Origin of the sequence: Streptomyces sp. NPDC001222 (assembly GCF_042896945.1) — a bacterium.
Taxonomy (GTDB): Bacteria; Actinomycetota; Actinomycetes; order Streptomycetales; family Streptomycetaceae; genus Streptomyces; species Streptomyces gibsoniae.
In genome coordinates this window covers 92,905-105,337 of record NZ_JBIAXT010000015.1, presented here as the reverse complement: position 1 = coordinate 105,337, position 12,433 = coordinate 92,905, and the positions used below count along the sequence as shown (strand labels likewise).

Annotated in this window: 8 protein-coding genes; 1 reads left to right on the top strand and 7 read right to left on the bottom strand. The window is 68.7% G+C overall.

Annotated features, from left to right (window positions below):
* Nucleotides 1–372 precede the first annotated feature (372 nt).
* Complete coding sequence (locus tag ACFY2Z_RS21440; RefSeq protein WP_390745691.1) at nucleotides 373–624, top strand: hypothetical protein; 252 nt, start codon at nucleotides 373–375, stop codon at nucleotides 622–624.
* 104 nt (nucleotides 625–728) lie between these two features.
* Here the strand turns inward: ACFY2Z_RS21440 and ACFY2Z_RS21435 are convergent, their stop codons facing one another.
* From ACFY2Z_RS21435 to mreC, 7 genes are all read right to left on the bottom strand, one after another.
* Nucleotides 729–2,462: a restriction endonuclease gene (locus ACFY2Z_RS21435; RefSeq protein ID WP_390745690.1), complete on the bottom strand. Its 1,734-nt coding sequence runs from the start codon at nucleotides 2,460–2,462 to the stop codon at nucleotides 729–731.
* 613 nt (nucleotides 2,463–3,075) lie between these two features.
* Nucleotides 3,076–5,046 (bottom strand): TIGR03960 family B12-binding radical SAM protein, encoded by a 1,971-nt coding sequence (locus tag ACFY2Z_RS21430; protein ID WP_390745689.1) that lies wholly within the window; start codon nucleotides 5,044–5,046, stop codon nucleotides 3,076–3,078.
* Between the two features lie 129 nt (nucleotides 5,047–5,175).
* On the bottom strand, nucleotides 5,176–6,714 hold the full coding sequence (locus ACFY2Z_RS21425) for a CHAD domain-containing protein (RefSeq protein ID WP_390745688.1): 1,539 nt from the start codon (nucleotides 6,712–6,714) through the stop codon (nucleotides 5,176–5,178).
* Between the two features lie 413 nt (nucleotides 6,715–7,127).
* Complete coding sequence (gene rodA, locus ACFY2Z_RS21420) at nucleotides 7,128–8,327, bottom strand: rod shape-determining protein RodA (protein WP_390745687.1); 1,200 nt, start codon at nucleotides 8,325–8,327, stop codon at nucleotides 7,128–7,130.
* Nucleotides 8,324–10,579, bottom strand: a complete 2,256-nt coding sequence (mrdA, locus tag ACFY2Z_RS21415) for a penicillin-binding protein 2 (RefSeq protein ID WP_390745686.1) — start codon at nucleotides 10,577–10,579, stop codon at nucleotides 8,324–8,326. The genes rodA and mrdA overlap by 4 nt, the downstream gene beginning before the upstream one ends.
* 139 nt (nucleotides 10,580–10,718) lie before the next feature.
* Nucleotides 10,719–11,387, bottom strand: a complete 669-nt coding sequence (gene mreD / locus ACFY2Z_RS21410; RefSeq protein ID WP_390745685.1) for a rod shape-determining protein MreD — start codon at nucleotides 11,385–11,387, stop codon at nucleotides 10,719–10,721.
* 24 nt (nucleotides 11,388–11,411) lie between these two features.
* The gene (gene mreC / locus ACFY2Z_RS21405; protein WP_390745684.1) at nucleotides 11,412–12,371 is read right to left on the bottom strand and encodes a rod shape-determining protein MreC; all 960 of its coding nucleotides are present in this window, start codon (nucleotides 12,369–12,371) and stop codon (nucleotides 11,412–11,414) included.
* Nucleotides 12,372–12,433: the final 62 nt, after the last annotated feature.

Genomic DNA, 12,433 nt, shown 5'->3' with positions numbered 1-12,433 from the left:
TGCACGAGTCCCGACGCGGAAGCATGTTCTGTTCTGCTCGCCGAGCACGCTGCGGATCATCGCCCGTGAGTCGTCCACGGCATCCGTCCACGTCGGTGCGCTCATGGCCGCCTGCGGGGCCGGCCTGGTCACACACGCCATTGAGCGCATTCCCAAGGGCGAGTTCGCAGAAGCCTTCTGAACCACAGGGCTGATGCGTCCTCAGGTCCTGTGCAGACAGGCCTCACCTGATCAAAGCGAGACCAAGAGAGCTGCTCATATCATTTTTCACTCGTTTGCACACCGATCACAACAGGGGTGTGGCCGCAATTAAACGATAATCAACCTGCCAACCAAAAGGTCAAGACAATGGAGGCTTAGGTGCGTCATTCCGTGAAGCTTGGAGTCGCAACGGTCGCTGCAGCCGTTGCCCTGCTCGGTGGTGCCACGACGGCCAGCGCACGTTCATACGACGATGTCGACCCCGACTGGGCCAGCCTGTGCGAGGACGACGAATCCACGCAGGTCACCTGCCAGTTCGGCGAAGATGATGAGAGCCTGATCATCTATCAGACCAACATTATTACGGTTGGACACGATTTCAATGGGGACCTCGACGTCACCCTGGACCGGGAGCCGGCCTGAGTAGGGGCGGGGACTGGCACGGTAGCTGACGCTCCGTTTCCAGTCCCCGCCGCTACGTCTCCGGTCTCCGGTCATTCGAACCATGCGTGGGATTGAACGGTGCGTCATTCCACTTCGATGCCGTAGTCCCGGACGAGTTGCTCCAGGCCGCCCGTATAACCCTTCCCCCCGAGCACGAAGTCCCAGTCTCCGCCAGACCTGCGACGAAACGATCCAAGCACCAACGCCGTCTCTCGTACGCGGCCGTCAGAGACCTCCAGCCGCCCGAGTTCCTTCATCGCCGGGTCAAGCAGACGAATGCACGCATCGGTGAACCCAGAGAGGTCGGCCTCCGGGTTCGCCTCCGGATCGACAGCCGCCACCAGCACGAAACGGTCAGCCGTGTCCGGCAGTGCGTCGAAGGCGACACGGATCGCTGCCTTGTCCGGCGCCGCAGGAGGCACCGCACGTACCGATCCGTCCGGGGTCTGCGGATTGTTGAAGAAGACGAAGTGGTCCTCGCTGACCACCCGGTTGCCCTGGCAGACAAGCGCGCACACGTCCAGTGCGACGTCGCCGGTCCACATCATGCCCAGCACGTTGTGGTCCTCGGGCGGGGTCACCGGACCGGGCGCGGGCTGCGCCGACGTGGCTGGTGCCGCCTGTCCCAGGCGCCCGTGCAGCCCGTGCCTGTGCAGCAGATCGACCAGTTCGTCGCCTGCGATGAGTTCCAGGGGCTTGCCGCGCGCGAAGGTGCGTGACCCGGGCCCGAAACCCGAGGTGGTCACCAGGACGCCTTTGTTCGCGCCTACGTCCTGGACCGTGCCGTAGAGGTCGCGCACTGCTGTGGGTGGCACCGTGTTGCGGTAGCGCTTCACCTGAACGACGATCTTCCCCCCTCGGACGGGAGTCGGATCCAGCGCGTCCACATCCACGCCACCGTCGTTCGAGCGCTGAGTCGTCACGGCCTGCATGCCCATGGCACGGAACAGATCGGCTACCAGGGATTCGAAGGCAATCGGGTCTATGTCATACAGATCCGGCTCCCCATCATCGCCATGCGTGCCGACGTGACTCCCGACATCCTCCGGTTGCCGGCTCGGCCGTACAGACGTGAGATGGTCGGGCCGGGTGGCGAGTTGGCCCCTCAGCGCGTCCGTCAGGCAGCTGACCGGGTCCACCTGTTCCAGATGCAGATCGGTGAACACCGCTCGAGAAGCCATGACGGTCGCCAGGAATATCTGCCCTCGCCTGCCCGTCGCCGGATCGTGGGCATCCACGAACCCGTTCAGGGCCACGGAGTCGAGCGCGCCGTACTCGTCCGCCGCGAAGAGTTGGTGCAGCACGAGCAGCATGCTCTGCGCCAACACCTCCCTGTACAGCGCGCGGCGCTGGGTCACAGGACGTGCCGTTTCCTTGTCCTGGTCCTGGGCGGGTACGTATCTGACCGACTTGGCTTCCGGAACGACGCCGTACCCGGGAAGCTCCCAGTTCAGAACCAGTTGCCGCCCCGCCGCGTCGTAGGCCGCAGCAGCCTGCCGCGGAAACCCCTCCGGCCATGCCCTCGACGAGTAAAGAGCGGCGGAGCTGTACTCGACCACGGAGTCGGGGTCGCCACGCCGGACGCCCTCGGTCACCTCGATGACCCCGGCATTGTGCCGGCGCACCTCGGCGCGCTGAGCCTCTGTCCGCTGCTCGTGATCGCGCTGCAACCCGGCCAACTGCTGCTGTCTCTGCGTTTCGGCAGCCTGCGCCGCATGCCAGTCGCGCTCGAAACGAGCCCGGGCCTCGGCCTGCGCCTGTGCCCGCCGGTTGGGGGTCCAGCCTCCCTGCGCCTGGTACTGGCTCTGATCGGGCATGCGCACAGGCCACGCCAACTGCCCTGGATCGAACGGCGTGTTCTCTTCCGAGCACATCAGGGACGACGCCCTGAAGGCCGGCACCCGGCAGCCCGCGGCAAGCAGGCCTCGCAAGGTCGCCACCCGGACTTCCAGTTCCTCCGTACGCCGCCTGGCTTCCGCCTGCCGGTACTCTCGGTGACTCTGAGCGGCGAGTCGCTCATGGGCCCGCGCCTGTCGCGCCTCCTCCCGGAGCCGTCTCGCCTCGGCATCCACCTGCCGCTGATGCTCACGCTGCATCTCAGCCCAGGCACCGACAAAACCAGCAGAGCGACGACTCATGCGCTACAGGCCCTCCCCAGGACGTCGGCACCGCCGACCAAGCTCTGGTTGCCTCCACAACCAGTAGTGACAAGGCGACTGTATCCAGCAATCGTCGCCCGGGACATCAACTTGCCAGAGCCACCAGAATCGGTCGTTCCAGCAGGTCACGGCAGTTCGGGTGCGGTGACGAGGCACAGCCGCGCGGCGACGTGATCGTGCGGCCGGTCAGAACCGCGACCACGCTGCGGACGACACTGAGCCCCCTCCGATGCGGAGGGGGCTCAACACCCGATCGAGCGCCTAGCGCACCTCAGTGCGCGTGACCACTCGAAGCGGGTGTCGGAGCAGCGTTCTTGACCGTCAGAGGGAGCAACTTCTTGCCGGTCGGGCCGATTTGGATGGCCGTGTCCATCTGCGGGCACACCCCGCAGTCGAAGCACGGGGTCCAGCGGCAGTCCTCGACCTCTGTCTCGTCGAGGGCGTCCTGCCAGTCCTCCCAGAGCCAGTCCTTGTCGAGGCCCGAGTCGAGGTGGTCCCAGGGGAGGACCTCCTCGTAGGTGCGCTCGCGGGTGGTGTACCAGTCGACGTCCACGCCGAAGGGGGCCAGCGCCTTGTCCGCGCAGGCCATCCAGCGGTCGTACGAGAAGTGCTCGCGCCAGCCGTCGAAGCGGCCGCCGTCGTCGTAGACCGCGCGGATGACCGCGCCGATGCGGCGGTCGCCCCGCGAGAGCAGGCCCTCGACGATGCCCGGCTTGCCGTCGTGGTAGCGGAAGCCGATCGAGCGGCCGTACTTCTTGTCGCCGCGGATCTTGTCGCGCAGCTTCTCCAGGCGGGCGTCCGTCTCCTCTGCGGAGAGCTGCGGGGCCCACTGGAAGGGGGTGTGCGGCTTGGGGACGAAGCCGCCGATCGAGACCGTGCAGCGGATGTCGCCCGAGCCGGAGACCTCGCGGCCCTTCTGGATGACGTGCGTCGCCATGTCGGCGATCTGCAGGACGTCCTCGTCGGTCTCCGTCGGCAGGCCGCACATGAAGTACAGCTTCACCTGGCGCCAGCCGTTGCCGTACGCCGTGGCGACCGTCCTGATCAGGTCCTCTTCCGAGACCATCTTGTTGATGACCTTGCGGATGCGCTCGGAGCCGCCCTCGGGGGCGAAGGTGAGGCCCGAGCGGCGACCGTTGCGGGTCAGCTCGTTCGCGAGGTCGATGTTGAAGGCGTCCACGCGCGTGGAGGGGAGGGACAGGCCGATCTTGTCCTCGGTGTACCGGTCCGCGAGGCCCTTGGCGATGTCGCCGATCTCGGAGTGGTCCGCGGAGGACAGGGAGAGGAGGCCGACCTCCTCGAAGCCGGTCGCCTTCAGGCCCTTGTCGACCATGTCGCCGATGCCCGTGATGGAGCGCTCGCGCACCGGACGGGTGATCATGCCCGCCTGGCAGAAGCGGCAGCCACGCGTACAGCCGCGGAAGATCTCGACGGACATGCGTTCGTGGACCGTCTCCGCGAGGGGGACGAGGGGCTGCTTCGGGTACGGCCACTCGTCGAGGTCCATGACCGTGTGCTTGGACACGCGCCACGGGACGCCCGACCTGTTGGGAACGACACGGCCGATGCGACCGTCGGGGAGGTACTCGACGTCGTAGAAGCCGGGGACGTAGACCCCGCCGGTCTTCGCCAGGCGGAAGAGGAGCTCCTCGCGGCCGCCCGGGCGGCCCTCCTGCTTCCAGGCGCGGACGATCTTCGTGACCTCGAGGACGGCCTGCTCGCCGTCGCCGATCACCGCGCAGTCGATGAAGTCGGCGATCGGCTCGGGGTTGAAGGCGGCGTGGCCGCCGGCCATCACGATCGGGTCGTCGACGGTGCGGTCCTTGGCCTCCAGCGGGATGCCCGCCAGGTCCAGCGCCGTCAGCATGTTCGTGTAGCCCAGCTCCGTGGAGAAGGACAGGCCGAACACGTCGAAGGCCTTCACCGGGCGGTGGCTGTCCACCGTGAACTGCGGGACGCCGTGCTCCCTCATCAGGGTCTCCAGGTCCGGCCACACGCTGTAGGTGCGCTCGGCGAGGACGCCCTCCTGCTCGTTCAGGACCTCGTAGAGGATCATGACGCCCTGGTTGGGCAGACCGACCTCGTACGCGTCCGGGTACATGAGCGCCCAGCGGACGTCACACGATTCCCACGGCTTGACGGTGGAGTTCAGCTCACCGCCGACGTACTGGATCGGCTTCTGCACATGCGGGAGCAGAGCTTCGAGCTGCGGGAACACCGATACAGCGGCTTCGGCAGACATCTCGCGACTTTCGTGGGCTGGAGGGAACTGATGGGGGTGACCATCAAGCCTAACGCGCTCCGGACTCATCCCCGGACGGTCGGCCGGCCGGGTGGCCCGGCGACCGGACCGACAGCCGGTCCCACCGGCTCAGATGTCGGTCGCGGTCCGCACCTTCCGCCACATCTCCGGGAGGGCCGCCTCCGTGGCCGCCGCCCGCTGCTCCTCCCGCCCGTACAGGACGCCGTACGTGAAGGTGCTCTCCATCGTCGCGTTCGCCTGAGCCGACAGGTCCAGCAGGGCGTCGCGGACCATCACGCTGTCCTGGTGGTCGCCCAGCAGGGTCTGCAGCGACTTCATCGACTTCACCAGGGACTCGGCGGGCTTGCCCAGCGCGGGCGCGGCGGTCTCGGCCGCGTACCGGGTGCGCTTGGTCTTCTTGCGCGCCTCGTGCACCGCGACGTCCCGGTCGTGGCCCGGGGGCAGGTCGAGGGCCTCGCCGACCAGGCCGGCGACCTTGCGGAAGTCCTTGCGCACGGCTTTGGCAAGCGCCTTCTCCGGGGCCTTGGCGGCCGCCTTCAGCAGGGGCGGGTCGGCGATCAGGGTGTCGAGCGTGTTCAGCAGGTCCAGGTAGCGCTCGCTGTCCAGGACGTCGATCAGCCGACGCCGGGAGCCGTCGCGCCGGGCCTCGGACCAGGAGCGCAGGCGGTTTCGGACGGGGCCGGAGACCAGGGTCGCGGGAAGTTCGGACACGGCGGTCGTCAGATGCTCGGTGAGGACCTCCAGATCGCGGTCGAGGCCCAGCTCGCCGGCCAGCCACTTCAGCTCGTCGGCGATCGGGTCGGTGACCCGGCGGTCCAGGATCTTGCCGAACGAGCGGAAGGTGCTGCGCAGCCGGCGGGTGGCGACGCGCATGGAGTGCACCGAGTCGAAGACGTTCCGGCGCACTGCGGGGTCGAGTCCGACAATGGCGTCGCGCTGGGCGCGGACGTAGGCGAGGACGTGGTCGCCCGCGGTGACGGGGGGCTGTGGCGCACGGGCCGGAGCGGGGGGCGGCTGCCGCTCGCCGGTCTTGGCGGGCGTGGGGCGGCTGACGGTCTCCTCCAGCGCCCTGGCCAGCTTGGAGGCGGCCGAGGAGCGGTTCACGCCCGCCTTGCGGAGTTTCTTGTCGACCTTGTCGAGGAAGGCGGGGTCGCCGTCGTCCGCGAGCTCCACCTCGATCTCGGTCCAGTCGGCGGTGCCCGTGCCGCCGCTGAGCCGCTCGGCGTGCACCCGGTCGAGGCAGACCTCGGCGAGCAGGGTGCCGTCGGCGTCGACGAGGTGGCGGATGTCGCGGGAGGAGCGCAGCCGGACCACGGGGACCAGTTCGGCGCCCCGGATACGGGAGCGGACCAGGTCGTGGAGATGCGGAGGGACGGTGTCGGAGAGCGGGGCGCGCACCTCGTCGCGCACGCCGTCGGCGACCGGCAGTTTGAGGTGCCAGCCGGCGTCGTCGCCGCCGGTGCGGCGGCGCAGGGTCAGGGAGGCGCCGGCCAGCCTCGCGTCGGCCGTGTCGTAGTAGGTGGCGTCGAGTTCGGCGGTGCCCCGGTCGACGACGGCCGAGACGCCGCCGACGACGGTCAGGTCGGGCAGGTCGTCCCCGATCGCGGCCTCGTACTTGCGCTCGATTTCGCGTTTCGTGTCCGCCATGGACCGAATCTAGTGGCAATCGGGCCGGGAGGGCAGGGCTCATCGGTGTTCGTCCGGAACGCGTCCCTCCGGACGAACGTGGGTCGCGGTCCGTCCGGTCGGCCGGGCCGAACACCGCCCGGCCCGGCCCACCGGGCCATGCCTCCTACGCGGCACAGTCCCCTACGCCACCACGGCGACACGAGCGGCACAGCGACCACGGCAGACATCAGCGGCCCAGCCACCACGGCAGACACGAGCGGCAGGACCACCACGGCCGACACGAGCGGCAGGACCACCACGGCCGACACGACCACCACGGCAGACACGACCGGCACGATCACCACGGCCGACACGACCGGCACGACCACCGCGGCCGACACGAGCGCCCCACATGCTCACGCCACCCACGCCGCTCACGCCGCCCACGCCGCTCACGCCGACATCGGCCGTTGCACCCGGATCGACTGCAACAGCCCCACCGCTATCCAGACGGCGAACATCGAGGAGCCGCCGTACGACACGAACGGCAGGGGCAGGCCCGCGACCGGCATGATGCCGAGGGTCATGCCGATGTTCTCGAAGGCCTGGAAGATGAACCAGGCGATGATGCCGGCGGCGACGATCGTGCCGTAGAGCTCGGTCGTCTCCCGGGCGATCCGGCAGGCCCGCCACAGGACGACCCCGAGCAGCACGATGATCAGACCCGCGCCGACGAAGCCCAGCTCCTCGCCCGCGACCGTGAAGACGAAGTCCGTCTGCTGCTCGGGCACGAACTGGCCCGTGGTCTGCGAGCCGTGGAAGAGGCCCGCGCCCGTGAGTCCGCCGGAACCGATCGCGATACGCGCCTGATTGGTGTTGTAGCCGACGCCCGCCGGGTCGAGGCTCGGGTTGGCGAAGGCGGCGAAGCGGTTGATCTGGTACTCGTCCAGGACGTGCAGCTGCCATATGGCGACCGCGCCCAGGATGCCCGCGCCGAGCAGGCCGAAGACCCAGCGGTTGGAGGCGCCGGAGGCGAGCAGCACGCCCAGCACGGTGACGGCCATGACCATCGTCGAGCCGAGGTCGGGCATCAGCATGACGATCATCATCGGGACGGCGGCCAGGCCCAGGGCCTGCGCCACGGTCCGGTGGTCGGGGTAGGGCTTGTCGCCCGCGTCGACCCGGGCCGAGAGCAGCATGGCCATGCCCAGGATGATGGTGATCTTCACGAACTCGGAGGGCTGCAGGGAGAAGCCGCCGCCGAAGACGATCCAGTTGCGGTTGCCGTTGATGGTGGCACCGAGCGGGGTGAGCACCAGCAGGATCAGCAGGAGCGAGAACCCGTACAGGATCGGCACGGCCGTGCGCAGGGTGCGGTGGCCGAGCCAGATGGTGCCGATCATCAGGGCGAATCCGATGCCCATGTTCATCAGATGCCGGATCAGGAAGTAGTACGGGTCGCCCTGGTTGATCTCGGTGCGGTTGCGGGTCGCCGAGTAGACGAGGGCGGCGCCGATCAGGGACAGGGCCGTGGCCGACAGCAGTATCGGCCAGTCGAGCCGGCGGGCCAGTCCGTCGCGGGCGAAGATCCGGGTCCAGCTCGCCCGGTCGGGGCCGTACCCGGAGACGGAGAAGTTGTTCGCTCCGGTCATGCGAGGATCCTCCGCCTCTTCTTCGCGCGGGGCGAGCGCCGGGCGGTGCGGCGGTTGCTCGCGGTGGGCGAGGGCACGGTGGCGGCCGGGCTGCCGGTGTCGGCGTTCCCCTGCTGGTCCTGCTGGCTCGCCTGGTCGGCGCTCGGGTCGTACTTCTGGACCTTCTGGGCCTCGATCGAGCCGTCAGGGTGGATCTTGGGCAGGCCCTGCTGCGGGGTGGGCAGCAGCGCCTTGTTCTTGTCGATCGAGCCGTCCTTCTGGACGCCGTACAGGGCGTTGTAGATGTTGTGCACGGCCTCACCGGAGGCGCCGGAACCCGTACCGGCCTGGGCGATGGTCATGACGACCGCGTAGTCCTTGGAGAACGTGGCCAGCCACGACGTCGTCTGCTTGCCGTAGACCTCGGCGGTACCGGTCTTGGCGTGCAGCGGGATCTTGTCCTGCGGCCAGCCGCCGAACTTCCAGGCGGCGGTACCGCGGGTGACGACGCCCGCGAGGGCCTCCTCCATGACGTCCCGCGTCTTCTGGCTGATCGGCAGCCTGCCGTGCGACTTGGGCTTGATCTCGGTGACGTGCTTGCCGTCGGGGCTGACGATCGCCTTGCCGATGGTCGGGTTCCACAAGGTGCCGCCGTTGGAGATCGCCGAGTAGATGTCGGCCTCCTGGATCGGTGTCAGGAGCGTGTCGCCCTGGCCGATGGAGTAGTTGATCTCGTCACCCTCGCGCATCTTGTTGCCCTCGAGGCAGTTCTCGTACGCGATCTTCTCGACGTAGTCGCCGTCCTTCTTGCCGGTCTTGCACCAGACGTCCTTGTTGGCCTCCCAGTACTTCTGCTTCCACTGGCGGTCGGGGACGCGGCCGGAGACCTCGTTGGGCAGGTCGATGCCGGTGGGCTTACCGAGGCCGAACTGGTGAGCGGTCTTGAAGAACCAGTCCTTGGGCTGCCCCTTCTTGGGGTTGATGCCGCCGTCCTTCTTCCACTCGTTGTCCCCGAGGCCGTAGAAGACGGTGTCGCAGGAGACCTCCAGGGCGCGGCCGAGCGAGATCGGGCCGAAGTTCTCCCCCTCGAAGTTCTTGAAGACCTGGCCACCGACGGAGTACGAGCTGGTGCAGGGGTAGTTGCCGTCGAAGGGGTAGCCGGCCTGGATCGCGGCGGCGGTGGAGACCACCTTGAAGGTGGAGCCGGGTGCCGACTGCCCCTGGATGGCCCGGTTGAGCAGCGGGTAGTCGGAGTCCTTGCCGGTGAGCTGCTGGTAGTCCTTGGCGGAGATGCCGCCGACCCAGACGTTCGGGTCGTAGGTCGGGGCGGACGCCATGGCGACGATCCGTCCGGTCTTGGCCTCCATCACGACGACGGCACCGGAGTCCGCCTTGTAGTTCTCGCCGGTGATCTTGTCGAACTGGGTGCGGGCGATCTTCATCGCGTTGTCCAGCTCGTACTCGGCGACCCGCTGGACCCGGGCGTCGATGCTGGTGATCAGGTTCGAGCCGGGCTCGGCGGCGTCGCTCTTCGCCTTGCCGATGACGCGGCCGAGGTTGTCGACCTCGTAGCGGGTGACGCCCGCCTTGCCGCGCAGCACCTTGTCGTACTGGCGCTCCAGGCCGGAGCGGCCGACCATGTCGGAGCGCAGATAGGGCGAGTCGGTGTCCTTGGCCTGCTGGATCTCGTCGTCGGTGACGGGCGAGAGGTAGCCGAGGACCTGGGCGGTGTTGGTCTCACCAGGGCCCGGGTAGCGGCGCACGGCCTCGGGTTCGGCGGTGATGCCGGGGAAGTCCTCGGAGCGCTCGCGGATCTGCAGGGCCTGACGGGGAGTGGCCTCGTCGGTGATGGGGATCGGCTGGTACGGGGAACCGTTCCAGCAGGGCTGCGGCGTCTTCGCGTCGCACAGGCGGACCTTGCCCTCGACGTCCTGCGGCTTCATGCCGAGGACACCGGCCAGCTTGACGAGGACCGCCTTGCCGTCGTCCTTCATCTTCAGCAGGTCGGTGCGGGAGGCGGAGACCACCAGCCGGGTCTCGTTGTCGGCGATGGGCACGCCGCGCGCGTCCAGGATGTCACCGCGTACGGCGGGCTGGACGACCTGCTGGACATGGTTGCCGGAGGCCTCCTTGGCGTACTCGGCGCCGTTGCGGATCTGGAGGTACCAGAGGCGGCCGCCGAGGGTGCCGAGGAGGGAGAGGACGAGGATCTGGATGACGACCAGCCGGATCTGGACGCGGGGCGTCCGTCCGGTCTCGGGGATGTTAGTCATCGGCGAAGCCCACTGAGGTCGAGGGTGGTTGCGGAGGACGGGCGGGTGTCGGTCACTGCTGTCGCACCCGCTCCGTGCACGTACGCGTCATAGGTGTACACGGTGGAGCTGTGTGACCAGGCGGCCGGCTCCGGCGGGGTCACAGCCGTTTGACCCCCTTGATGCGTCCGGCCCGGGCCACCCGGGCCTTGGCGGCCTTGACCCGCAGGACCCCGCGCTGGCTGCCGATGCGCAGTCCGGTGCCCGAGGAGAGCCAGCCGGAGGAGACGTCGGCGGCCTTGGCGGAACTGGTCTCGGCGAGCGGGTCGTTGTCGATCCGGCGGGCCAGCGCCATGATCCCGGGGACCACGAAGGGCGCGAGCAGCAGGTCGTACGCGGCGGCCGTGGCCAGCAGGCTGGTGAGGCCGACATGGCGGGCGGCGGTGTCGCCGACGAGGGCGCCCACACCCGCGTACAGCAGGGTGGAGCCGATCGCGGCGGCGACCACCACGAACATCGGGCCGCTGGCGGACTTCAGCCGGCCGTTCTCGGGCCGGGCGAGTCCGGCGAGGTAGCCGATGACGCACAGCACGAGGGCGTAGCGGCCGGCGGCGTGGTCGGCGGGCGGGGCCAGGTCGGAGAGCAGGCCGGCGCCGAAGCCGATGAGGCACCCGCCGACGTGGCCGTAGACCAGGGCGAGGGCGACGACCGTCAGGAGCACCAGGTCCGGGACGGCACCGGGCAGATGCAGGCGAGCGAGAACGCTCACCTGGATCACCAGGGCGACGATCACCAGGGCGGTGGAGAGCAGCATCCGGTTGAGGCGCATCTGGTTCGGCTCCTTGGGCGTCCGCTACTCGACGTCGGACGACTGACCGTCGCCGGACGCCTGGTTGTCGGCGGACGCCGAGGGCGTGACGGTGACGGTCACGGTCGGGATGGGTGTCGGCTGGGGCTTCGGGGGCAGCACGGTGTCGCGCGGGTCCTTCTTCGGTGCCTGGACGACGACGCCGACGACATCGAGGCTGCTGAAGGACACGAACGGCTTCACATAGATCGTGCGGGTCAGACCGCCCCCGGACGGGTCGATCCGGGAGACCACGCCGACCGGGACACCGGGCACGAACGGCTTGTCGGCCTCGGAGCCGAAGGTGACGAGGCGGTCGCCCTTCTTCACGTCGGCCTTGCCGTTGAGGAGCTGGACGCGCAGCGGGCGGTCGCCCTGCCCGGCGGCGAACCCGAGTTCGTCACTGCCTTCCATACGGGTGCCCACGGTGAAGTCGGGGTCGTTGGCCAGCAGCACGGTGGAGGTGTCGGGGCCGACGGTGGTGACGCGACCGACCAGTCCGTCGCCGTTCAGAACGGTCATGTCGCGCTTGATGCCGTCCTTGGCACCCACGTCGATGGTGACCGTCCAGGAGAAGCCCTGGGCCGCTCCTATGGCGATGACCTCGGCGCCCTTGATCCCGTACTGTCCCTCGCCCGCCACCCGGATCATCTTGTCGAGCTGGTTGAGGCGGCTGCGGTTGCGGTCGTCGCTGCCGAGCTTCGCCTTCAACGCGGCGTTGGAACGCTCGAGTTGCGCGATGCGGTCGTGCCGCCTGGCGGAGTCGCGCACGGCCGCTACCGCGTTGCCGACGGGGTCGACGGCGGACGCCACCCCGTTCTCGATCGGGCCGAACGCCGTGGCGGCGGCCTGGCGGGCACCTTCGACCGGTGAGTCCTGGCCGCCTCGGATGTCCACCGTGATCAACGCGAACGCGATGGCGATCAGCAGCACCAGGAGCAGCCGGCTCTCTCGTGTGTCCCTCACGTGCGGCGGCCGTGCCTTCCTCTGTCGGAATGTGTAGGGGAACCCGGGGATGTATGGGGGAG

What these genes read in the sequence shown, in the direction of transcription:
- ACFY2Z_RS21435 (WP_390745690.1), bottom strand. Translation starts at nt 2,462, where the DNA reads ATGCCCGATCAGAGCCAGTACCAGGCGCAGGGAGGCTGGACCCCCAAC.
- ACFY2Z_RS21430 (WP_390745689.1), bottom strand. Translation starts at nt 5,046, where the DNA reads ATGTCTGCCGAAGCCGCTGTATCGGTGTTCCCGCAGCTCGAAGCTCTG.
- ACFY2Z_RS21425 (WP_390745688.1), bottom strand. Translation starts at nt 6,714, where the DNA reads ATGGCGGACACGAAACGCGAAATCGAGCGCAAGTACGAGGCCGCGATC.
- rodA (WP_390745687.1), bottom strand. Translation starts at nt 8,327, where the DNA reads ATGACCGGAGCGAACAACTTCTCCGTCTCCGGGTACGGCCCCGACCGG.
- mrdA (WP_390745686.1), bottom strand. Translation starts at nt 10,579, where the DNA reads ATGACTAACATCCCCGAGACCGGACGGACGCCCCGCGTCCAGATCCGG.
- mreD (WP_390745685.1), bottom strand. Translation starts at nt 11,387, where the DNA reads ATGCGCCTCAACCGGATGCTGCTCTCCACCGCCCTGGTGATCGTCGCC.